This window comes from Vulcanisaeta sp. JCM 14467 (genome assembly GCF_001316245.1).
GTDB lineage: Archaea > Thermoproteota > Thermoprotei > Thermoproteales > Thermocladiaceae > Vulcanisaeta.
In genome coordinates this window covers 32,048-53,624 of the sequence record NZ_BBDM01000008.1, presented here as the reverse complement: position 1 = coordinate 53,624, position 21,577 = coordinate 32,048, and the positions used below count along the sequence as shown (strand labels likewise).

At 44.5% G+C, this 21,577-nt stretch carries 29 protein-coding genes and 4 pseudogenes; 20 read left to right on the top strand and 13 right to left on the bottom strand.

From position 1 onward, the window contains the following. The first annotated feature begins 52 nt into the window (after nucleotides 1-52). Both JCM14467_RS17300 and JCM14467_RS08405 read left to right on the top strand, forming a co-directional pair. Nucleotides 53-550, top strand: coding sequence for a hypothetical protein (locus JCM14467_RS17300; protein WP_252901166.1), 498 nt, complete (start codon nucleotides 53-55; stop codon nucleotides 548-550). Further along, nucleotides 478-1,410: a MiaB/RimO family radical SAM methylthiotransferase gene (locus JCM14467_RS08405; RefSeq protein ID WP_342765506.1), complete on the top strand. Its 933-nt coding sequence runs from the start codon at nucleotides 478-480 to the stop codon at nucleotides 1,408-1,410. The genes JCM14467_RS17300 and JCM14467_RS08405 overlap by 73 nt, the downstream gene beginning before the upstream one ends. Before the next feature lie 12 nt (nucleotides 1,411-1,422). Here the strand turns inward: JCM14467_RS08405 and JCM14467_RS17295 are convergent, their stop codons facing one another. Both JCM14467_RS17295 and JCM14467_RS08400 read right to left on the bottom strand, forming a co-directional pair. Further along, entirely contained in the window at nucleotides 1,423-1,752 is a 330-nt protein-coding gene (locus tag JCM14467_RS17295; RefSeq protein ID WP_252901165.1) for an ABC transporter permease, read from the bottom strand. Beyond that, a complete protein-coding gene (locus tag JCM14467_RS08400) occupies nucleotides 1,752-2,582 on the bottom strand; it encodes an ABC transporter permease (protein WP_252901164.1) in 831 nt (276 codons plus the stop codon). Before JCM14467_RS08400 ends, JCM14467_RS17295 begins: the two co-directional genes overlap by 1 nt. A gap of 289 nt (nucleotides 2,583-2,871) precedes the next feature. Here JCM14467_RS08400 and JCM14467_RS17290 point away from each other — a divergent pair, with 289 nt between their 5' ends. The 5 genes from JCM14467_RS17290 to JCM14467_RS08380 all read left to right on the top strand — a co-directional run bounded on the left by JCM14467_RS17290 (nucleotide 2,872) and on the right by JCM14467_RS08380 (nucleotide 5,226). Further along, a complete protein-coding gene (locus JCM14467_RS17290) occupies nucleotides 2,872-3,525 on the top strand; it encodes an FAD-dependent oxidoreductase (protein ID WP_252901163.1) in 654 nt (217 codons plus the stop codon). Between the two features lie 34 nt (nucleotides 3,526-3,559). Next, entirely contained in the window at nucleotides 3,560-4,045 is a 486-nt protein-coding gene (locus JCM14467_RS17285) for a hypothetical protein (protein ID WP_252901162.1), read from the top strand. Nucleotides 4,046-4,049: 4 nt separating this feature from the next. Then, nucleotides 4,050-4,523 carry a DUF1641 domain-containing protein gene (locus tag JCM14467_RS08390; RefSeq protein ID WP_252901161.1) on the top strand — a complete coding sequence of 158 codons (474 nt, stop codon included), beginning with the start codon at nucleotides 4,050-4,052 and terminating at the stop codon, nucleotides 4,521-4,523. Between the two features lie 77 nt (nucleotides 4,524-4,600). Next, the gene (locus JCM14467_RS08385) at nucleotides 4,601-4,885 is read left to right on the top strand and encodes a MoaD/ThiS family protein (protein ID WP_054849858.1); all 285 of its coding nucleotides are present in this window, start codon (nucleotides 4,601-4,603) and stop codon (nucleotides 4,883-4,885) included. Nucleotides 4,886-4,938: 53 nt separating this feature from the next. Next, entirely contained in the window at nucleotides 4,939-5,226 is a 288-nt protein-coding gene (locus JCM14467_RS08380; RefSeq protein ID WP_054849791.1) for a MoaD/ThiS family protein, read from the top strand. A gap of 12 nt (nucleotides 5,227-5,238) precedes the next feature. On the opposite strand, the gene prf1 is transcribed toward JCM14467_RS08380, so the two are convergent. Together prf1 and JCM14467_RS08370 are read right to left on the bottom strand one after the other, a co-directional pair. Further along, on the bottom strand, nucleotides 5,239-6,372 hold the full coding sequence (gene prf1 / locus JCM14467_RS08375) for a peptide chain release factor aRF-1 (protein ID WP_054849790.1): 1,134 nt from the start codon (nucleotides 6,370-6,372) through the stop codon (nucleotides 5,239-5,241). A gap of 64 nt (nucleotides 6,373-6,436) precedes the next feature. Then, nucleotides 6,437-7,626: pseudogene (locus tag JCM14467_RS08370) on the bottom strand (thiolase family protein). A 154-nt stretch (nucleotides 7,627-7,780) separates the two neighbouring features. On the opposite strand from JCM14467_RS08370, the gene JCM14467_RS08365 reads away from it, so the two are divergent. From JCM14467_RS08365 to JCM14467_RS17280, 3 genes are all read left to right on the top strand, one after another. Further along, the gene (locus tag JCM14467_RS08365; RefSeq protein WP_054849789.1) at nucleotides 7,781-8,812 is read left to right on the top strand and encodes a polyprenyl synthetase family protein; all 1,032 of its coding nucleotides are present in this window, start codon (nucleotides 7,781-7,783) and stop codon (nucleotides 8,810-8,812) included. Between the two features lie 63 nt (nucleotides 8,813-8,875). After that, nucleotides 8,876-9,508, top strand: a complete 633-nt coding sequence (locus tag JCM14467_RS08360; RefSeq protein WP_252901160.1) for an isopentenyl phosphate kinase — start codon at nucleotides 8,876-8,878, stop codon at nucleotides 9,506-9,508. Continuing rightward, on the top strand, nucleotides 9,505-9,642 hold the full coding sequence (locus JCM14467_RS17280) for a hypothetical protein (protein WP_252901159.1): 138 nt from the start codon (nucleotides 9,505-9,507) through the stop codon (nucleotides 9,640-9,642). The genes JCM14467_RS08360 and JCM14467_RS17280 overlap by 4 nt, the downstream gene beginning before the upstream one ends. Here JCM14467_RS17280 and JCM14467_RS08355 read toward each other — a convergent pair. After that, nucleotides 9,639-10,373, bottom strand: coding sequence for a hypothetical protein (locus JCM14467_RS08355; protein ID WP_054849857.1), 735 nt, complete (start codon nucleotides 10,371-10,373; stop codon nucleotides 9,639-9,641). The two genes, JCM14467_RS17280 and JCM14467_RS08355, sit on opposite strands and share 4 nt — an antisense overlap. 227 nt (nucleotides 10,374-10,600) lie before the next feature. Between JCM14467_RS08355 and JCM14467_RS08350 the strand changes: the two genes are divergently transcribed. Then, nucleotides 10,601-11,110, top strand: a complete 510-nt coding sequence (locus JCM14467_RS08350) for a hypothetical protein (RefSeq protein ID WP_252901158.1) — start codon at nucleotides 10,601-10,603, stop codon at nucleotides 11,108-11,110. A gap of 217 nt (nucleotides 11,111-11,327) precedes the next feature. Further along, nucleotides 11,328-11,810, top strand: a complete 483-nt coding sequence (locus tag JCM14467_RS08345; RefSeq protein WP_252901157.1) for an alpha/beta hydrolase — start codon at nucleotides 11,328-11,330, stop codon at nucleotides 11,808-11,810. Nucleotides 11,811-11,894: 84 nt separating this feature from the next. Here JCM14467_RS08345 and JCM14467_RS08340 read toward each other — a convergent pair whose 3' ends face one another. Next, entirely contained in the window at nucleotides 11,895-12,200 is a 306-nt protein-coding gene (locus JCM14467_RS08340) for a hypothetical protein (RefSeq protein ID WP_252901156.1), read from the bottom strand. A gap of 114 nt (nucleotides 12,201-12,314) precedes the next feature. On the opposite strand from JCM14467_RS08340, the gene JCM14467_RS08335 reads away from it, so the two are divergent. Continuing rightward, nucleotides 12,315-13,313: an ornithine cyclodeaminase family protein gene (locus JCM14467_RS08335; RefSeq protein ID WP_252901155.1), complete on the top strand. Its 999-nt coding sequence runs from the start codon at nucleotides 12,315-12,317 to the stop codon at nucleotides 13,311-13,313. A 76-nt stretch (nucleotides 13,314-13,389) separates the two neighbouring features. Next, nucleotides 13,390-13,848, top strand: a complete 459-nt coding sequence (locus JCM14467_RS08330; protein ID WP_054849786.1) for an ArsR family transcriptional regulator — start codon at nucleotides 13,390-13,392, stop codon at nucleotides 13,846-13,848. Nucleotides 13,849-13,865: 17 nt separating this feature from the next. Here the strand turns inward: JCM14467_RS08330 and JCM14467_RS08325 are convergent, their stop codons facing one another. From JCM14467_RS08325 to JCM14467_RS08310, 4 genes are all read right to left on the bottom strand, one after another. Then, the gene (locus JCM14467_RS08325; protein WP_252901154.1) at nucleotides 13,866-14,285 is read right to left on the bottom strand and encodes a hypothetical protein; all 420 of its coding nucleotides are present in this window, start codon (nucleotides 14,283-14,285) and stop codon (nucleotides 13,866-13,868) included. A gap of 68 nt (nucleotides 14,286-14,353) precedes the next feature. After that, nucleotides 14,354-14,554: a hypothetical protein gene (locus tag JCM14467_RS08320; RefSeq protein WP_252901153.1), complete on the bottom strand. Its 201-nt coding sequence runs from the start codon at nucleotides 14,552-14,554 to the stop codon at nucleotides 14,354-14,356. After that, on the bottom strand, nucleotides 14,544-15,359 hold the full coding sequence (locus JCM14467_RS08315; protein ID WP_252901152.1) for a hypothetical protein: 816 nt from the start codon (nucleotides 15,357-15,359) through the stop codon (nucleotides 14,544-14,546). The genes JCM14467_RS08320 and JCM14467_RS08315 overlap by 11 nt, the downstream gene beginning before the upstream one ends. 2 nt (nucleotides 15,360-15,361) lie before the next feature. Further along, nucleotides 15,362-16,123 (bottom strand): hypothetical protein, encoded by a 762-nt coding sequence (locus JCM14467_RS08310; protein WP_054849782.1) that lies wholly within the window; start codon nucleotides 16,121-16,123, stop codon nucleotides 15,362-15,364. A gap of 66 nt (nucleotides 16,124-16,189) precedes the next feature. Here JCM14467_RS08310 and JCM14467_RS19470 point away from each other — a divergent pair, with 66 nt between their 5' ends. Beyond that, a complete protein-coding gene (locus JCM14467_RS19470) occupies nucleotides 16,190-16,315 on the top strand; it encodes a hypothetical protein (protein ID WP_256359233.1) in 126 nt (41 codons plus the stop codon). Then, a complete protein-coding gene (locus JCM14467_RS08305; protein ID WP_054849781.1) occupies nucleotides 16,278-16,535 on the top strand; it encodes a hypothetical protein in 258 nt (85 codons plus the stop codon). Before JCM14467_RS19470 ends, JCM14467_RS08305 begins: the two co-directional genes overlap by 38 nt. 316 nt (nucleotides 16,536-16,851) lie before the next feature. On the opposite strand, the gene JCM14467_RS08300 is transcribed toward JCM14467_RS08305, so the two are convergent. Then, nucleotides 16,852-17,331 carry a metal-sulfur cluster assembly factor gene (locus JCM14467_RS08300; RefSeq protein WP_252901151.1) on the bottom strand — a complete coding sequence of 160 codons (480 nt, stop codon included), beginning with the start codon at nucleotides 17,329-17,331 and terminating at the stop codon, nucleotides 16,852-16,854. 125 nt (nucleotides 17,332-17,456) lie between these two features. Between JCM14467_RS08300 and JCM14467_RS08295 the strand changes: the two are divergent. After that, nucleotides 17,457-18,524: pseudogene (locus JCM14467_RS08295) on the top strand (L-threonylcarbamoyladenylate synthase). A 148-nt stretch (nucleotides 18,525-18,672) separates the two neighbouring features. Then, nucleotides 18,673-19,601, top strand: a pseudogene (locus JCM14467_RS08290) (malate dehydrogenase). A gap of 12 nt (nucleotides 19,602-19,613) precedes the next feature. Here the strand turns inward: JCM14467_RS08290 and JCM14467_RS08285 are convergent. Together JCM14467_RS08285 and JCM14467_RS08280 are read right to left on the bottom strand one after the other, a co-directional pair. Continuing rightward, nucleotides 19,614-20,048, bottom strand: coding sequence for a hypothetical protein (locus JCM14467_RS08285; RefSeq protein ID WP_054849779.1), 435 nt, complete (start codon nucleotides 20,046-20,048; stop codon nucleotides 19,614-19,616). A 37-nt stretch (nucleotides 20,049-20,085) separates the two neighbouring features. Next, nucleotides 20,086-20,326 (bottom strand): annotated as a pseudogene (locus JCM14467_RS08280) (hypothetical protein). 277 nt (nucleotides 20,327-20,603) lie between these two features. On the opposite strand from JCM14467_RS08280, the gene JCM14467_RS08275 reads away from it, so the two are divergent. Further along, nucleotides 20,604-21,125, top strand: a complete 522-nt coding sequence (locus JCM14467_RS08275; protein ID WP_054849778.1) for a hypothetical protein — start codon at nucleotides 20,604-20,606, stop codon at nucleotides 21,123-21,125. An 11-nt stretch (nucleotides 21,126-21,136) separates the two neighbouring features. After that, nucleotides 21,137-21,547: a hypothetical protein gene (locus JCM14467_RS08270; RefSeq protein WP_054849777.1), complete on the top strand. Its 411-nt coding sequence runs from the start codon at nucleotides 21,137-21,139 to the stop codon at nucleotides 21,545-21,547. The last annotated feature ends 30 nt before the right edge of the window (nucleotides 21,548-21,577 follow it).

Below are 21,577 nucleotides of genomic sequence, written 5' to 3'. Positions count from 1 at the left end.
AGCATTAGCGCATTTAGGTTTTTAAGGACTCAGGACTATTGCCCCTGAAGGTATGGGCAGCAGGTTCACCGTTATAACATTCGGCTGCTGGTTGAATAAGGCTGATAGCGACATAATGATCACGAAGCTCAAATCATTAGGCTGGGAGTACACGGAGGATGTTGAGTCTGCCGACACCATAATAGTGAATACGTGCGCCGTTAGAGAGGAGGCCGAGAGAAACGAACTTAAGCTCCTGAAGAAATTGAGCGAAGAGTATCCAGGCAAGAGACTAATCGTTGCTGGTTGCCTAACCAGGGTTAGGCCAGCTACTATAAGGGACGTGGCGCCCAACGCCGTACTCATTACATCACATGGAGCAGAGCTCATAGATGAGGTTGTAAATAGCAACGTTGATGTTCACGTATATGATGATAGGCCGATGAAGTACCTGCCAGTTATTACCCTGAGCTTCATGGGCATAGGTACGTCGTACCAATACAGGTTGGCTGCCTGGGCAACTGCAGCTTCTGCGTCACAAAGATCGGTAGGATGGGTTTTGGTAGGGTGAGGAGTTACGAAATAAACGACATAGTTAATGCCATCGCCAACGCAGTCAGTAGGGGTGCTCGGGAGATCTACTTGACGGGTCAGGAGATCAGTGCCTATGGGCGTGATAGGGGCTATGACCTGGCGGTCCTCCTCGAAAACATACTGAGTAAGGTGGATGGCAGGTTCATGATTAGGCTTGGGATGATGGAGCCCCTGGAACTAAGCCGTATAATTGATAGGTTGCTGGATATCGTTAAGTCTGATTGGCGTGTGTATAGGTTCTTCCACGTACCAGTGCAGAGTGGTAGTGATAGGGTATTGACGCTAATGAGGAGGAAGTACTCAGTCGAGTTGTTTAGGGATATTGTTGCGAGGATTAGGAGGGTTTTCCCTGATGCCACGATTGCCACGGACATAATTGTAGGGTTCCCTGGAGAGACTGATGAGGACTTTTGGGCTAGCGTGAGGTTAATTGAGGAGTTGGGCATTGATAAGGTTAACCTCGCCAGGTATAGCCGTAGACCATTCACTGAGGCGGCGTACATGGAGCAGGTACCTGAGCAGGTTAAGAAGGAGAGGAGTAAGATAGCCACTGAGGTCTTTAATAAGGTCGCCCTGGAGAGGAATAAAGTGTTCATTGGTAGGGAAATGTGGGGTATTGTTAGTGAGATTGACTTTAAGGGTGAGAACTACGTTGTTCGTTCATATAACTATAAGCCAATAGCCGTGAGGAAGGCCGACATTGGCGCATTCGTTAGGGTTAGGGTCACGGACGCAACGTCACAGAGGCTCTTTGGTCAATTGCTTGAGTCGGAGAGCTTAGGAATTAGGTATAGGGTTGATTTCAGGATTACCGAGGGTCTCGACCTAATTCCCTAAGCGTTGGCATTACTACTCAATCCTTAGCACCTCCATTGGTCTAATCCTCGTTATTGATATTAATGATGGTATTGACGCTATTATCGAGGTGGCTACGGCTATTACTAATGAGTATGCGTATAGTGTTGGTAGTAGTATCACAGGTATTACTATTGGTAGATTCAGCCTAATCATTATGTACCTAGCCAGGTAAGCACCTGCTATTCCAAGTACTATGCCTATCACTGAGCCTATGACACTTATTATCAATATTTCAAGGAGGAATATTAATATTACCTGGCCGTTGGACGCGCCCAACGCCTTTAGGATTCCAATCTCCCTGGTCCTCTCCCTAACATTCATTATTGCCGTATTGGCGACACTGAGCCAGTCACTATTAGGCTTAGGGCTATTATCACGACGAAGAATAGGTTAACCATCGACAACGCGTTAGATATTGAGCCAAGGACCGACTTCTGTTCATAAACATCAGCATTAGGGAAATATTCACTTAATGCAGCGGCTAATTGATTGAGGTATGTGGGGTTCTCCTGGGATAGCTTTATGAATATCGCATTTACAAATCCCTCATCACCTAGATCATTCTGTAGTGTGCCGATTGGTGTCACAATCATATTGAGCTGAAAGCCGAGGAAACCACCAAGTATGCTACTGAAGGTCCCCGTAACTTTAAGAGGTATTATCTCGGAACCTCCTTGTATTCCCGTTAATACCTGGACGTAAACCGTATCACCAATGCTAATGTTATCCCTCTGGGCCAGGGTATCCTGTATTATAGCCTCATCATCACTCATGGGCAATGAACCACTCTCCATATGTACCTCGAAGTATGAGAAGTACTGGCTGGGTATTCCGATCAGGGTGACGGCATGGCCATTAACCTGGGCCGTGCTAATTATTATTGCGGGGACGACATATGAGACGTGGGGAAGCCTGGCAATGACCTGGGCCACGGCCTCTGGTATTGAGACACTCTGTGAGTAAACCATTAGGTCAGTGGGCAGTATGTTCTCGACCTCGCTGGTTATCGCCACTTTAAAGCCGTAGGTCATGGTCTCCAGCGTTATCATGAGAGCCACGCTGTAGATTATCGCCAACATGGTTAGTATGGCCCTTGTTCTCCTGCCTCCAAGGTTCCTGATGGACATTGTTAATAGGGTCCTTAAGCTCATGAGGCGCCTAATTGAAGCCTTATGGCACTTAAAAACGCTTCTAACAAGGAGATCAGTCTTCACCTCCCTCATCATTGCTCATCGGTTTGTTGATCCCTCATCACGTCACTAATCTCTAGAATTCATGTATTTAATGGTTTCGTTATTTCCAACGATCTCATAATCTTTAAGTAAGTGGTAATTATTTAAATGAATGTATTAATTTATAAATTAATTTATTTTTATACTTTCACAATCCTGTAACCTAATTAGCAATAATACTTAAATAGCGGCATTCACCTTAAGGTACGTGCCGAAAAAGATACTCATTCTTGGCGGTGGTGTTGGTGGTGTCGTTGCTGCCAAAAGAATTGCCGAGAGGGTAAGGGGTAGGGCTGATGTTGAGATAACGTTAATAAATGACACGGATTATTACTTATTACCACCACTTCTCGTTAACATAGCGCTTGGTGACATAGAACCCAAGCAAGCTCAATTACCTTTATCATTGCTTGAAAGGAGAGGTGTTAAGATTGTTAGGGCTAAGGTGACGAAGATTGACCCAGACAATAGAGTCGTGGAGACAGACCAGGGCAAGTTCAATTACGACTACTTACTGGCGAGTCTAGGGGTTGAGAACGACTTCGTATCATATAACCTAGGTGTTGGTTACCATAACTATACCCTTGACGGCGCATTAAAGCTTAGGGAGGCATTAAGATCCTTCACTGGCGGTAAGGTTGTTATAGTGGCTCCTGAGCCCATCTATCGATGCGGTGTTTATCCTTTTGAATTTGCCTGCCAATTAGATACATTGTTTAGGAAAAGGGGTATTAGAGATAGAACAAGCATAACACTGCTCTATCCATTTAATAAGCCCGTAGAACCTTTAGGTCCTGAAGCCAGTAGGATATCTGAAGAGATTGCCGCTAAAAAAAGGTGTAGAATGCGTAGGTGGCATTAAACCACCGATTACCATTGATGATAAGGAGAAGGTCGTGATATTATCTAACGGTGAGAAGTATAAGTATGATTTACTAGTTGTAACGCCGCCGGCAAGATTACCTAAGCCCTTTGAAGGTACACCATTGGTTGCTGAAACTCCTACTGGGAAATGGACTGCAATAAATGTTTACACTGGTAGGAGCCTTAAGTATGATGATGTATACTTACCTGGTGAGCACTCAATGCCATACGCAGGTCTTCCAGCAGCAGGCGTTCCCGTGCACTTTACCGCATTAGCTAGTGCAGCAGCCATTACTGGTGAATTACTTGGTCAGCCAGTTGATCCTGCTCAAATAAACGCGATGACGTGTGCTTTAGACTATGGTGATGTTGGTATGATGTTTAACTGTGACATAAAGCTAGACTTAAGCGGTAATAAGGCTGCATGGGTGGGTAACTGCTATAGTATATTAACGTCACCATTAGGTAAGTTGATTAAGGATCTATTTTATAAAACCTGGTTAGCAACAACAATGTGAGGTGATGGTCATGGCACAGGCTCAACAAACACAGGTTGAGAAGAGTCCGGATGAGCAGATCGCCGAAGCCCTCAATGTACTTGTACAAAACATTGATGAGATTAGGGGTTTACTCGATCAATTAATTGAGCTTAAGCGCAGTGGCGTTATTGATGCATTGATGCTAATAGTTAATAGATTTGAGGAGGTTATACAGTATCTCTTTCAGGATCCAGCAATATTTAGGTTATTGTCGATACTCGTTGATGGTAGTTTACAGGCAATGAATAAACTGGATACTCAGGATGTGCTTAGGCTAAAGGGCTTGGTCCAGGACCTTGGTGGATGCTTAGGTAAGAATATTGACCTAGCCAATGCCAAGCCCGTGGGTGGCTTAATGGGGCTTTGGAGGGCATTGGGTGATAAGGATGTGCAGAGAGGTCTTGGTATAGCGATTGCGCTCCTAAAGGCATTGGGTAAGTGCTCGCCGCAGCAGTGATGTAGTATCTTAATCAAATCTAAATTAAATAAAACTGGTAAAAAGATTTAATAAATTAACATTTATTAACATAAATGATGAAGATAAAAGTCAAATTTCTGACTTTACTTTATGAAATGACTAAGACGTTGAATGCCGAGATTGAATTACAGGAGGGTGCAACGCTGCTTGATCTCATAAGGAGGATTGACGATATTATATACCCAGGATTTTCCAAGGTGATACTTGATTGTAATAATAAGATTAAGGAAAAGTTCCTAGTGCTCATTAACGGTAGGTCTCCTGACTTTCTAAATGGCGTTAATACCAAGCTATTAGATGGTGATGAAGTGACATTTCTGCCTCATTGCGGTGTTGCATAGTTAATGCCCTTCGTATTAAGCTTTTTAAACTAACCATTTATTGTTAATGCTTGATGAAGGTTCAGGTTAAGTTCTTGGCATCCCTCTACGACATAACAAAGATATTAAAGACTGAGCTCAACGTACCAGATAACGTCACAATTAAGGACTTAATACAGATTATTGACAGTTCAGTAAGCCCCAACTTCTCAAAGGTGATACTTGATGACGATGGTAAGCTTAAGGATCAATACGTAATCCTAGTCAATGGCAGGTCAATAGACTTCCTAAATGGATTAAGCACTAAGTTATCCAATGGCGACGAAGTTGTATTCCTACCACCAGCCGGTGGAGGTTTATAAAAATGAGTTAATTTACAAAATATTTTTATCCTGATCCTCACCATAGCTCTCGAGAATCCAGGACGGTGTTGATAGTATGGCTACGTAACCGCCAAAGGTCTGTGTCAGTGTTAGGTTTTCCTCAACTGATTTGGGCATTACGAATAATTCAATGTCCTTCTTACCCTTAAGCATGAGTGTTAGGTTCATGATCTCATCCTCACCAACATCCTCACTAACAACAACAACCTTGGCAATACCCTTCTTAATGGCATCCATTACTGAGTCCTTACCGTAGATTAGGTACTCAGGCTTCTTAACGGCTAGGTACATGATTTCCTCCATCAGCTTCTTAGCCTTTACATACTCAGTCTCCTTGAGCTTATCCTCGGCGTTCCTAATGGCCTCAAGGACGCCACCAATGTCCGCACAGCATGCCGACACTATGGCAATGACCTTATCCCTGATCCTATGATCCAACTCACCCTCCTCAAGAAACTCCTCTTTCGTTGGTCCTGGTCCAGCAACAACAATGCCCTTAAGGCTTGGTATTTCGGTGAACACCTTATTGGCCCTTTCAGCAACTAACTTATAAAACGTCTCGGCAAGATGTTCTGTCTGTCGCTTATACCTAAGGGCTGATTGACCACCAGCTGCGTGCTTATTTGGTACGAAGAACTCCACCTTATCAACAATCTCCCAGTAATTACCCCTTAATAATGCTATGACTGCCTCACCCCTTTCAATTACTATTATCCCATACGTATCACTACTCTTAACCATGCTTTCAAGTATCTCCGTATGGAATGATGTATCGCAGATATACTTAAAGGTTGATATTGGTATTGGAGGTATTATTGCGTGGAAAACCCACTCATAATTACCTGGATTCTTCATGTGGAAGCCCGCGAATATGGCTAGGCCATTCTCAGGGGCCTTTGAAATCCCCTTTATCGAATTTATGATCCTCTCAAGCGCGTCCTGAACATGAGTCCTAGTGGTTTTATCCTTGATATTACTCGCCAAGGCCCACTCCTGCCTAAGCATTGACACAACATCAGGTATTGGCCTATTACCATTGATATATAAACTTATGAGTGTTGTCGCATAGCCTCTATACTTCTTGAGTAGGTTAATTATTATTTTCAACTCCGAGAAATCTCTTATTCCAGGGCATCAACCATACTACGGATGGTAAGGCTTATTGTGTTTAAAAGTCTTTTGCCTTTTGTTAAAGCATCTCTATTGCCACGGCCGTGGCACCGCCAGTACCATGGCAAAGCGCGGCCACGCCTTTCCTACCGCCAACATGTATTAATGCGGATATTAAGGTCGTGACTATCCTGGCACCACTCGCACCTAGTGGGTGGCCTAGGGCTATTGCACCGCCAAATATGTTCATCTTACTATATGGAATGCCTAACTCCTTATTCACAAGAACATTAACCACAGCGAAGGCCTCATTAATCTCAAACACATCCACATCATTAATACTCCAACCAACCTTACTCAGCAATTTCCTAATTACGTAAACAGGCGCCTCCGGGAATCTCCAGGGCTCTGTCATGTGCCATGCATAACCAACAACCCTCGCAATGGGCTTCAGCCCCAATTCCCTGGCCTTATCCATGGTAGTTAATAGTAATGCTGCGGCGCCGTCAGATAGCTGCGATGAATTACCCGCCGTGTGTAGGCCATTAGGTCCAAAGGCTGGTTTCAACTTGGCTAGCTTCTCAAGGCTTGTGTCGGGCCTAATACCCTCATCCCTGTCCAGGTAAACCCTCTCCCCATTTATCACCGTGTCCACAGGCTCTAACTCAAGGAAGTACTTATTCTCCGTAGCCTTCAAAGCCCTCATGTGACTTTCATAAGCCACCTTATCGAGTTCCTCCCTAGTTATTTCATGCTCCATGGCAACCTTATCGGCCTCCTGACCCATGAGCATCATGTTGGTTGGGTCGGTTAGCCCATCATAAACCATCAAATCAATAAACCTCAAATCCCTACCAATCAAGTGCTTAATTCCCCACCTAGCCTCATGCGGTAGCGCAAGTGGTTGTGTACTCATTGACTCGGCGCCTCCGGCTATTACAACGTTTACATCACCAACCTTAAGGGCTCTAACAGCTCAATAATTGCCTGCATGCCCGACGAGCAAACCCTATTAACGGTAAACGCACTAACCTCGATTGGCAACCCAGCGAGTAATGCCGCAAATCTACTGAGGTTCTGTCCCATATTGCCCTGCAGGGTTGATCCAAAGACCACTTCATCAACTAACTTAACATCAATACCAGTCCTCCTAATTAGCGCCTTTATAGTCTCGGCAGCTAAATATGGGGTCTTCACATTCCTGAATGCACCCCCGAATTTACCAATGGGTGTCCTTACGAAGCCCGTGATGACTATGTCCTGGCTCATACGTCTTTAGTGATTGATTAAGCAATATTAAGCTTTGTCCATAGTTAATGATTAACAATGACTTTAGACATTGACTAATTAATATTCAACAGTTATGAATTTCACGAGTACCGTGAGGATATAACTTAATTACTCAGCGCTAATCGTAGATTTAATGGACATTTTGGAGAAGCTTCATAATCTCTATGGGCGTGAAATCGACGAGCAATTAATTAAGTACTTAAGCAGGGAGGTTAGTGAGGAGTTTAGAGATGCAGTGATTTACCAAGTATCCACTGGCGGTAAGAGGTTGAGACCATTAATAACATTGACCGCCACAAGGGCTTGCGGTGGCGATTATAGGATTGCGCTACCCGCCGCGGCTATCGTGGAGTTGATACACAATTACTCCCTAATTTATGACGACATAATCGATGAGGCACTGCTAAGGAGGAATAAACCGACGGTTAGGGCTAAGTACGGCGACAATGCAGCCATACTAATCGGTATATGGTATAGGGAGGCCATTGAGGATGCCATACTCGAGACCAGAGATCCAATAGCCTTTGCGAGGGAGACGGCAAGCACGATACGCGCGATAGATGAGGGTGAGCGATTAGACATACTGCTTGAGTATGCTGGGCGTAGGGACCCATACTTTGTAGATAATAGGTTGGGGCCTAAGTTATTGAGTAATTGGGAGGCCCTGTATAATACGTATGTGAAGATGATAAGCCTAAAAACCGCCGCCCTAATAAGGACGGCGGCAGTCTTCGGTGCAATGTCCGCCAATGCGCCGCATTGCATCAAGCCATTGTCCGAGTATGGCACGTACCTGGGGCTTGCCTTCCAGGTACTTGATGATATACTGGACATATTTGGCGATGTTAAGAAGTTCGGTAAGGAGATTGGTAAGGACATAAAGGAGCATAAGTTGGGTAATGCCGTGGTTGTCATGGCGCTTAAGGAACTTAGTGAGAGGGATAGGGAGGAGTTACTGGGTATTCTTGGTAAGGCAGTGGTCACGGATGATGACGTGAAGAGGGCTGTGGAGATAATATCAAGAACGAATGCCAGGGAGAATGCCCTGAAGATTGCCATGGACTTTGCCGAGAAGTCTGAGAATGCATTGAAGGAGTTGGGAAGTAATGAGTTTGTTGAGGATCTTAGGGAGATCCTAAGGTTCACAGTGACTAGGGAGTTTTAATAATGCCTCCATGAGTAACCTCATACTTTTAAGGTCTGTTTACGGCGTTAACCTAGGAGGGTTATGTCGAAATTAATAATAATGAAACTAGGGGGTAGTGCAATAAGTGATAAATCAAGGCCGCTTAGCTATAGGGAGGATTGGGTGAGGAAATTAGGTACCCTGCTAAACAGGGAGTTTAGGTCAGGTAGTAGGTTCATTCTCATTCACGGAGGCGGTAGCTTTGCGCACCCCATAGCCCTGGCCTACGGGTTAAGTAGGTATAGGGATTATGATCAATTAATTGGCGTTTCATTAACCTCAGCCGTACTTAATTACCTGAGCATGAAAATAACGCTAACATTGGCATCTATTGGCCTATCTATTTACCCACTAAGGACCGGTTCAATATACGTTATTAAGGATGGTAAACCCCACCTACTAATAGGGCCTACGCACCTTATGGAATTGATCGAAAGAAACACAATACCGATGCTTTACGGTGATGTGGTTATTAGCGATGATGGTTTCTCAATAATTAGTGGTGATGATATAATGCTTGACCTTGGCTCGAGACTTAGACCATCAGCATCAATATTCCTGACAGACGTACCTGGAATACTTGATGCCAATGGTAACATAATTAGGAGGTTAACTAGGTCTTCTGTAATAAATGAGAGGGATGTGCATCATATAGACGTAACCGGAGGCTCATGAGGAAGGTTAAATCCGCATTGGAGTTGGCGAGGTATACGAGGACTTACCTATGCGCAATTTGGGACTTGGAGTCCATAAGCATGATTATTAATGGTGAGGAGCCCGTTAGGTGTACGAGGTTTTTACCTGATTAACCATTCCTCGGGAGTGCAAATAATGTCTCACTTAGGTATGTGCTATTCGTAAGTTGAGGGCCGTATATAATCCCTGAGGCTTCCACGGTATTGTAAGGCTTAATAACTATTAATAACGGGAAGTAAACCCTACTCGCATTAATGCCTAACTTGGTAAGTAGTTGCGGTAGTAATGTTCCATAACCAACAATGAGTACTTGCGACCCATACGTATAATTACCCCAAAAAGCCGTTGTCACTATGAATCTTGTTGATGTTGGGTTGAAATTGCAAAGTTCATACACATAACTATCGAATTGCTGAATCACTGACAATGTCGCAGGGGCTTGTGTTAGTGGGTTGGGAAATACTACGATTATAACGTTATAATTGTGGTATTGCGTGGCATTATATAGTATTGGCCAGATATTGCATGACTCATCTATCAGGTAGGGGTCATTAACCGTTAAGTACATCAGTATTGGTTTTGTATTATTTATCAATCCTAGGGCCGTGGCATTCACGAGTGAGTTATTGTATGGATTTATTAGTGTTGAGAGCATGTAATTGGTAATGACTGTGGTATTAAGCTCGGCCTGGACCTGTGAAGGGGTCGCTAGTCTAGATACGTAGCCTGGTAGGAATAGTACAATTATGAATGCAGCCTCCCCAAGTATCACCAGCGTCAGCGCCAAGTAGAATAGCTTCCCCCTGCGTCGTTGAGACCTCTTAGTTTTCCTTGATTTCGCCATGATCAGTGTTAGGTCTCCATATAAATTTATTAGGTTAACTCTCCCACCCCGTAGGTAACTCATACTTGAGCTTATCCGTTGTCCTGTTTATCACAATTCGGATAAGAGATACCCATGGTTCCATCACCCCTGAAATAAAAATTGCGATGTCAAATCGCAAACGCAGAGAATGGGAGCAATTACTTAATAAGCTAGGGATTAGGTGGAACCCTAGAGAATCCGGCAGCGTGACTTACATATGTTTCTATAGTTCCTACGCCGTTGAATTAGCTAGAATGATTCTCAATACCTTACCGCCGGTGCTGCAGGGTCTGTTGGACGTTATGAACCTTGAGAAGTGGAAAACGATAAAAGAGATTGCGGCATTAGAACTAAATAGAAGAGGTGAGTCACAAGTAATCGTGGCCGGCATAAATTTCTCCGTACGTTTTACGAAATATACAGTTGATTTAAGGCATAAGGCTAAAAGTAATGAAGAGGTTAAGGAGGTTCTTAGGAGATTAAAGAGTATCTATGGCGATGAGTTCATCAGCCAAATCAATACTCACGAGAGTGATGAATATGAAGTCATCGTAATACCAGCGTACGTGATCGAGTCGCAAAATGACTTAAGGGTTAAGGTTACGCAAGTACTCTGCCGAAAATATGGGAAGACAAAGGATGAGAAAAAGAGACAAGACATAGTCAGGATCTTAAGGCGCTTGGCACCCACAGAGGGGGCGGCCGCGGTAAATTAAGCTATAAATACTTACAAATGCCTCAAAATCGCATTGGATTTTTGAGCTCATGCCAGTGACTATGTAGCCGATATTGCGGGTAATAAGTACCAAAACTTTATAACCAATCCAATTCACATGCCTTAACAATGAAGGCATTGGCACTGCATGGTTTTGGTTCAAGCCCCGAAAAAAAATAAACTGGCTTATTGGACCCCTAAGATCATTAAATCTAGATGTGGTAGCACCAACCTATAGGGATTTCGAAGATGGTTTCAACAAAGTTAAAGAATTATTAGGAGGTAACGATAAGTACATAATTGCTGGGCATTCAATGGGCGGTACAATTGCACTACTCGCCGCTTCAATACTAAGTCAAATCACCTGCGCCATATCAGTATCAGGCCCAACCGATAGGTTGGCACAGATTAGGTGGCTGCTTTCGGGTGAGCCTGGCAGTATTAGGCGGAGGACTTATGAGGAGTTGGCGAAGATTGACAGTAGGCAGGTTACTGAGGAGTTCTTGATGAGGACATCACCAATTAATTACCTAAGGCCTAACTTACCGCCGATCTTATTAATACACGGCACCAGCGATGAGCTAGTGAACGTAAAGCAAGTGGAGGATTATTACGAGAGGGCTAAATCCCTCGGTAATGTAATTGAGCTCATAAAGGTTGAGGCATGCCACATACACCCAGGGGTAAGGATATTAAGATAATAGCTAAGGCTATTGAGGACTTTGTGCGAAGATATTGTTTAAATATATAAAATATAATTTTGATTTTTATAAGGAAATAATGAATTAATCGGCTACATACGTCTCAAGGTGAGATTCCTCGTCGATGTATGGCACCTTAACTAATTTATGACCTCTATGAAGTGATAATAATGATCTATGTACCATAGTCCTGCAATCTGAGCACCAATAAAACTCATCCTCATCACTCTCCTCATTAAACTCAACGAAGAATGGGCATTGCCACTCAGTCATTACAAGTCTCATGTAGTATGGGCTATCCCTGTTCGTGCAAATACCGATGTTGTCACGTAACTCATGAAGTCTAAAGTACCTGCAATTAATGCATTTAATCTCCATAATCTCACTCACTATTTTACTTACAACTAGAATTAATAAATCTGTCGCAAAATGCATAGGAGGTATTTCTCTATTCATGGCTATAGATAATAATGCTTAAATTTTTCATCATAATTCAAATGTAATATGAAGTTAACGATAATAAGTGGGAGGGAGGTTGATGAGTTGTTGGACAATACTGAGGGTGTTATGGGGTTGATAAATGCCGTAGCCGCAGCCTTTAGGGATTACAGTTCTGGCTTGATCAAGATGCCTCAGAGGACGGTTATTTACCTAGATAGTGATTGGTGGGGAGTCATGCCCTGTGGTACGCGTAATGCTGGTTTTTCTGTGAAGATCGTCAATGTCATAGAGGGTAATAAGGCGCGTGGTTTGCCAACGACTCAGGGTATTGTTGTGCTTATGGACGATGTTACCGGTCAGCCACTAGCAGTTATTAATGGTACTGCATTAACTGCGTGGAGGACCGCGGCTGCGACTGCAGTATCTATTAAGTATATGGCACAGAGTATGGATAACCTGGCAATAATAGGTGCTGGGTTGCAGGCTAGGTATCACTTAATGGTTTTGTCCAGGGCTTTCCCCATTAAGAGGCTCTTCATATATTCAAGGACTAGGGAGAGGGCACTTGAGTTGGCGAAATTGGCTCAGGGTAGGGGTATTGATGTTGTAGTTGTTGAATCGGGTTATGACGCCGTTAAGCAGGCTGATGTTGCAATAGCTGTAACAACAAGCAGGGAGCCTGTTATTCACGGTTTATGGCTTCACAGGGGGATGCACATAGTATCGATTGGCGCGCCTGAGGTTAATGCTAGGGAACTCGATGATGAGGTCATTCGTAAAGTATCGGTGATAGCCGTTGATTCACGTACAGCGGTTATGAATGAGACCGGCGATATAATAATTCCAATGAAGAATGGGTTAATAACTGAAAAGGATTTAATTGAGATAGGCGAGATAATAGGTGGAATGAGAAAGGGTAGGTCAGGGGATAATGATATTACGTTGTTTAAGTCTGTCGGTATTGCGGCCGAGGATCTCGCAGCGGCGACTTACATATATAACCTAGCGAGAAGAAAAAAATATGGGTGTCACTTTAGAGCTATAATATCTTATTACATATAAGTAATTTATTAAAAATCATGCGTTCATAATGAAAAATGTTGGAGAAAAAGATTTATAAAGAGGCTATGTGACACTGATGTTGGTGATTAACGTGGTGTCTCTCATAAGTATAAAGGAGAAGAGTACCGAGGAGATCCTTGAGGATGTTGATATTAAGTACATCCTCAGGTGTATCCTGAGACTCTCACCAACTGAGGTTGAGATTTACTACTTATTGCAGAATAAGGCTAAGGAACCCATGACCGTGGCGGAGATAGCGAAGGAGATGAATAAGTCCAGGAGCACCATTGAGAGATCCCTAGTTAAGCTTGTTCAACTCGGTTTGATTGCCAGGAGACCTGTACTTGCTAAGAATGGTGGCTACACATATGTCTATTACACGAAGCCCATAGACTATGTTAAGCAGAAGCTACTGCAATTAATCAATGCATATTATGAGAAGTCGAAACAACTAATCGAAAACCTAACATCAGCCGCATTAATAGAATCATTAAATAGCATGGCCACCGAGGAAAACTCAGATAATTCTAATTAATTATTTATTAATTAGGATCATTTCTTCTCCAGCCCTAAGTCAGTAGATAAGTCGTTTAAACCCTCCTCAATCTCATACATTATAACATTCATATCCAGTGATTTATCGACAATCATTATTAACGCCAACTTACCAATAGACTTCACGATTAACAAGTCCTGCCCAAGCGATATAACCAACTCCGATAAATTCGCCTCACTCAACGCCTTTCTTAAGTTGAGTTCAAGGTTCTTTATTGAGGATACTATCAACGCGCCCAACCACTTTGGGTTAATATTGACATTATCCTTCATTCCAGAAGCTATTGTGAACCCGTCCATGGTTACTAGGGCAACGAATTTTATTAGGTCACTTGATTCCAAAATCTCATTAAGTTTTCGCTGTACCTGCTCTGTTATTGCTTTTCTCGACGAAATGTTATTTGTCGATGTTAGCACATTTTCTATTCTAAATATACCTTTTAAACCTTTACCTGAGTAATGATGACTTTGATGTCGTCGTTGACCTATACCTCAAGTATGACTACGCCACGGGCACTCGCGAAGTTATCGTGCTGTCCCTGCCACAAACGGGTGACAGGGTGATCAACGCCCTCGTGAGTCCTTCCGTTGATGATCGTAACCGCACCCACGCAGGCCGTGCGTTGATAACTATGCCAATCAACTCCCCAGTAATCCTCGACAGGTTCATTGCCCCTAAGCACCATCTCCCTCATAGTTATTCAAATAAGCCGCGGCCGCCCCCTCTGTGGGTGCCGTCAGTCTCGTCAGGTGCTTGATTATGGTTTGTTTCTTTTTCTCGTCTTTCACCTTCTCGAGCTTCTCACAGAGCACTTTAACGACCTGCGCCTTGATGTCTTCATACCTTTCAAACACGTACATGGGTATTACGATGATCAGGTATTTACCGCCCTTATTAACGTAGGTGTGAAACTCATCGCCGTAATTGGCTTTCAGCGCATTAATAACTTCATCAGTCTCAACACCATCCCTAGCCCTATGCTCCAACACAATAGTACTATCATGAACCTTTACTGTGAATCCGTAACCGGCCACGTTTACCTGCATCTCACCCCTCCTGAACTTCATCTCCATCTCTGCAATCCTCCTTAGGTTGTTCCACTTCTCGAATGATAACGCGTCCATGATGTCGCGCAAAATTGGCGGTAAGACGCTGATCATCGACCTGGCCAGGTCAATGGCGTTGCTTCCGTAGAATCTCACGTCAACCACACCATCACTGACTGGTTCCGGCCTCCAGTTAAAACCTATACTCATCAACCTCTCCAACAACGGCTCCCACCCCTTAAACTCCTCATCTGACATCGTGATTTTAACCACAGCCTCATCGTAGGCACGGCCATTAATTATAGGCTTCACAATACCCGCCCACCCATCACCAAGTATTGCAGTAAACATGAAGGCTAGGAGCTCTTTCTCGCTAAGTTTCTCGGCATCACTAAGAATTTTGCCCTTAAGCTGGTCATGGCTGGACCTCAAGAAATAAGCCACCGTCACGCCACCCTCATTGACATTAACGTCGTTATATGCATGTAATTCTCACCTGGATAAAGCAACGCCCAAACAACGACTTGCCATATCTGCGTCGTGCCCATGGCAGCCTTACCTCCCTCAATAGTTCCATCAGCCTCCTCAAAGCCGCCTTTCAGCGCCTCTAGCACGTCATTAACGAACTTCCTATACTCCCTCTCACTCATCACTTTCTTAAATATGTCCGGCGCCTCAATGGTTATGCCCTCAAGGTCATTAAGCACCAGCTGAACCACTATGCCATTTCTCGTCCTATGCGCCTCCAACGTTATGTACTCTCTATACACGCTTACGCCCTTCTCGCTCTCCCAGATAATGGCCTCGGCCCTACCATTCAGCAGATCATCAACTAACTTCTTGGCTTCACCGCCATCATCATGCCAGTAATTTAGGAACTCCTCATTGTAATTGATGAATTCGTTAACGAGTCCCGTGATTGCGTTGACGACCTCATCAACGTACTTACCTCGCAATTGCACCTCCAACCTATCGCGCTTCTCCAACCACTCATCCATTACCTCCTCAACCCACCACACGTCCCAAACCCTCCAGCGTCGCATTCGCCCAACGGCCTCAACAAGCAACTCAACGGCCTTGCTCTTCGCACCCTCATCAGCCTCACCGCCACATCGATACTCCCTACCGCGTTTAACACCAGTGCAGAAGTGGTTGGATTTCAGCGAATCCACGCTGAATTTATCAAGCCAACCCAGAGCACCAGACATACCAATGCGGAAATCCCAACCGAATTAATAAGGCACTACCCGTGCCCTAAGACCAATCAAAAACACATGGATGTGCTTAATAAGGATGCTAAGGTTGTTAGGCAGGTTGGGGCATTGAGCAATGACTTACTCAAGCCGAGGTACCACGTGACGTATGCAATCACGAGCGAGGGACTTCCTCGCCAATGTTAGGCTTGCCATTGACTACGGCCACCTAAAGCCGAGCATTATCTTCGTAATTGACTACTCGAAGCCAAAGCACAGGGCCATCTCCGAGTCGAGGATTAAGTGGCTCAGGGAGTTGGGCTTAGACTTCATCCTTGCTGATGATGAACCGGCCGAAATAAGGGCGGCGAGGGAATGCCTAAAGAGGGGCGGTGCATTGTGCTTAGCCGTGACTACGACCCACTAACAATAATCAACGAAATGATACAGCCCATCAAGGTTAGCGATAGGGCTTGGTTGGTCAAGAAAATAACCGTGAATGGGGAATGTCTCAAACGTCAAGGCTTAGCTTAGGCTTTGTCGATTCGTGAGTTATGGTCTCATTTAGAGGATTGTATTGAGGGATTTGGCATTATTGTGCTGGGCTTCATGGGTTCAGGTCATTGGTACCTGCAGGTTAATTTAATCCAGATCTAAATGAGCGTTGACGTGCCTGTCAGCTTCACCGCTAGGCTCGCTGGACCATCATACACCGTGTTTTAGAAGTAGACAATGAAATTAAATCATTGGCTTCCACTGGTTCCCTGCCCGCCCTCATTAGCTTGAGCACTTTGTTCATTCTGCGTCCTTAGCCACTGCTCCACAATGTCATAACCGTAGAGTGCCTTAAACATTTCACGGCCAAGCCTAGTCATTTTTAGGGGTGTCCAGGGAGGGTCGAAGACCACGTCAATCTCTATGTCCTTAGCATCAGGAATTGCCTGCTGAATAGCTGCGCCAACTTGATAGCCGAGACTCTCAGATAATGGGCAGCCTACTGCCGTTAGGGTCATTTTTACGTGGACAACCTTATCATTGTCTATCGTTATTTCATAAATGAGACCTAGATCATAAACATTTATTGGTATCTCAGGGTCGTAGACGTTACGTAGTATCTCTATTAACTCCTTAACCTTATCACTGGGTAGGTTCGTCTTAAATATCGGTTCCTCACTCTCCTCATTATTGGCGGCGTTCATTGCTTGCTCATTAGACACTGCCATAATTAATCACCAGCAGTGTCACGTGGACTTATTTATAAACCTATCTAGCTTAACGATAATAATTACCCGTAGGCAAATGACAACTACGTAGATGGTTTTATAAGCATTAAGCCTAGGTAAGCGTGATGTTAAAGGTGCGTAAGGTTGATCCGTTAAACCCCGACTATTCCATAATTAGGGAGGCCAGTGAGTACGTTAAGCGCGGATCACTGGTGGCTTTCCCCACGGAGACCGTCTATGGACTTGGCGCCGATACCTTCAACGGTGAAGCGTGCCTAAATATCTTTAGGGCTAAGGGTAGGCCACCGGATAACCCGCTTATAGTGCATATTTCAGGTATTAATGAGCTTGATAGGGTTGCCATTGACATACCTGAAATAGCGATATCAGTGGCTAGGAAGGCGTGGCCAGGCCCGTTAACGCTAATACTACCAAAATCGCCTGACGTGCTATGGAGGTCACGGCTGGGCGTAATACCGTGGCCGTTAGGTCACCAGCCCACCCAGTGGCTCTCGAATTAATCAAGTCTCTGGCACGCCAATAGCTGCGCCAAGCGCCAATAAATCAGGTAGGCCAAGCCCCACGCTGGCTGAGCACGTAATCGAGGATTATGCAAATGACGATGTTGATATGATTCTCCTTGATGCTGGGCCCACGTTCTTCGGCGTTGAATCAACAATAGTCGATGTCACTAGGAACCCACCTGTACTACTGAGGCCGGCCCATTCACGCTCGAGGAATTGAGGAAGTTATTCAACACGGAGATTGTGGTGCCTGAATTCGCAAAGGGCTTAGGCGAGGCTGATGTTGCCCTGGCTCCGGGCATGAAGTATAGGCATTATGCGCCACGTACGAAATTAATAGTGGTTGAGTGTGAGGATTATGATTCATTAATTAAGCTATTGCGTGACACTGTTATTGATTATTTAGGTAAGAAATTAAGAGTTGCGTTACTTATTACGAAAGAAACCGCCAATGAATTAATGAAGTATCCTGAGATCAATGAATTACCAGTGATAATACTGGGTTATAGGGGGAATCCATACACGATAGCCGCATCGTTATTCGATTCATTGAGGAATCTTGACAAGTTGAATGTGGACTTGGGGATTGCCGAGGGGATTGAGGAGAGGGGTATTGGGTTAGCCATTATGAATAGGTTGAGGAAGGCGTCAGGTTTTTTTCATAGTTAAATGTAAAGATGTGAGTAATACATGAATCAGCCGCATCTTATCATAAATTGAAGTCACGAATTTAAGCAATACGCATTAATAATGATACATTGTGAAATGGATTAAAGTTAAAAAATGCAATAGTAATGCCAATAATGGGTGGGTTAGGGTGATCACGATAATAGGTAGTGGGCGTGTCGGCGCAACTACGGCTGCCTTCCTAATGTTCTTCGAAGTTGATAATGAGATAGTCCTCATAGATGTAATAAAGAACTTGCCTCAGGGAGAGGCCCTGGACCTTAACCATGCAGCGGCCATACTCGGTAAGTCTGTCAGGTACAAGGGCAGTAATGACTATAAGGATATGGAGGGTAGCGACTTGGTAATAGTCACGGCGGGTTTGGCTAGAAAGCTGGAATGACCAGGGAAGAGTTAGCGGGTAAGAATGCCGAAATAGTTGCTTCAATAGCTGAGCAGATCAAGAAGTACGCACCCAACTCAATAGTCATAATCACGACAAATCCGCTCGATGCAATGGTCTACGTGCTCTACAAGAAGCTGGGCTTCCCAAGGAATAGGGTCATAGGGTTCAGCGGCGTCCTCGACTCGCAGAGAATGGCATACTACGCATCACAGCTCATTGGTATTGCTCCCGAGTCAATAATACCGGTCGTCCTTGGGCAACATGGTGAGAACATGTACCCGGTACCCGAGGCATCCTTCGTGTATGGTAAGCCGCTCACTGAGTTCATAACAAAGGAGCAGTATGATGAGATTGTGAAGAAGACAGTCCAGGCAGGTGCTGAGATAACGAACCTAAGGGGCTTCAGCAGTAACTGGGGTCCAGCTGCGGGATTGGCGCTAATGGTTGATTCCATAAAGAAGGATAGGAAGAGGGTCTTCGAAGCATCGGTATACCTGGACGGCGAGTACGGCGTGAGGGATGTCTTTGCAGAGGTTCCTGTGGTGCTTGGTAAGAGTGGTGTTGAGAAGATAATTGAGTTGAACCTGAATGAGGAGCAGAGAAAGAAGTTCCTGGCGAGTATTGAGGCAATCAAGAAGAACCTGGCGACCGTACCTGCGCAGTTCCTATCGTAATTAAGTGTTGACTTAATACTGGGTAAAATCATTCATGTATTTCCGAACGTATTCCTGCAATGAATTGATAATCTTCGATAATAACTCCTCATGGGATAAAATATACCTAGCAAGAGTCCTCACTGCCGACATGAAATCGTTGATATAAACGCTTATGAACTCTGGGTCATTAATCATCGCAATTCCATCCTGAACATTCTTGGCGAAGTCGTTAATTATGGTTGTCGTATCTTCGCTTAGGCAGTTTCTTAGTCTTAATAAGTTGTTAAGCATTCTACTCTCCTTATCCAAGTGATCCCTAACCACGTTTAATATTTGGTCATAAACACCCTCAGTGCTCCTTGACTTAATTATCAGTAGGAGTATCATATAATGTTCTATGGAAACTACCGAGTAGAATGTCATTAAGGCGTTCAGTAGGTCCTCGATGCACTTGGCGTTGTTCATTGACGTTATGAGGCGTGGCTACTTATTATTTTTAATGTCACTTCTTCGCAGTCTTCTTAACCTCACCGATTACCTCTCCGTACATGCTTACTGAGAATTGTTTACCGCACTTGGGGCAGGTTATTGATATGCCATGTTGTACCAGGACTCACCCATCTCAACCTCAAACACATGACCGCAGTATGGGCACTTAGCCTAATCTTCAGTAGTCTCTCTGGTACTCCACCTGAGTATTCCCAATCCTCTGGAAATTGCCACTCCTCACCTTCGCCACTCATCAGGTCACTCGCCAGCCAGTGAATTAAAAACATTACTATTTACGGCTTACGAAATCCTCACCTCATAATTAAGCTCCTAACGAAGAACTTTTCAAGACCCTGCTGACGACACACCAGCGGCATTAGAGAGTTTTTAACCATCATGGTCATGGCCTCGGCCACATAACAACAATCTTTATCTTAAAATTCCTCACCTCCAACTTATACATTTTTCACACATCTTTTCTGTATCTTTAACGATTAGTTTATAAATAACATGTCATACGCGCTTCATGCTATGGTGAGTAAAGGCCTGATAATAGGCGTGGTGGTGATAGTGATAGTCGTAGCAGCCCTTGCGGGTTTTCTAATGCCAGGGCTACTAAGACCACACGTGACCAAGTCAACTCCGCCGCTGAGGACTAATGTGACGACGAGCAAGCCAACGCCACCACCCCCGCCACCGCAGGAGGTGGCTCTAAACAACTCACTGGCCCTACTCAAGGGTCAGTACACTGTGTGGATGGCAATGAATGTGAGCATCACTTTAAATGCAACATCAAGTGGGTTCTACATGGCCATGCCGTTTGCGGTCATTAACTCAAGTGGTATTGAGGTATCGTACTCGAACGTCACGGGCCTTAAGCTCCTTATCTCGGGGCCGGCTACAGTCACGGTGTTGTTCCCCACAAGGAACACCACGCAAGTCCCCATTGGACTTGCCATGTTCACGAACACAACATCACTATGTGCTGCGGTCTCCCCAGCAATGGCGAGGTTTACGAACACCACCGTGCCGCCTGGCTACACATCTGCCTAGGGTGCACGCCAATGAGTGAGTTAAGTAATGTAACGGCTTATGTTAATTACCTATGGAACGGGGTTATTGAGAATCTGACGTATATTGGTAATAGCACGTGGAATGGGCAGACCACGTACTGCTTCGCCACGAAGGAACCGGTTGTCTTACCACTCACTAGCCAGTTCAAGAGTATATTACCGGCCAACGCCACTAGGAACCTCGTGAATGCCACACTAAGCATTAGCATCACCAACCTCTGTCTACTGGAGAGCGGCTACGCCACGTCTATCCAAGGCGCAGCAGTCCTCTCCTTCACAATACTGGAGCCATACAGCAACCAAACACTCGTGCCAGCCATCGCGAACTTTAACGTATCATTCACGGCAAGCCTAACCAACTACACGAGCGCATTCGACAGCCAGGCTTTAACGCCCTGCTAAAGAACCCATACATACAGGCAGCACAAGCCA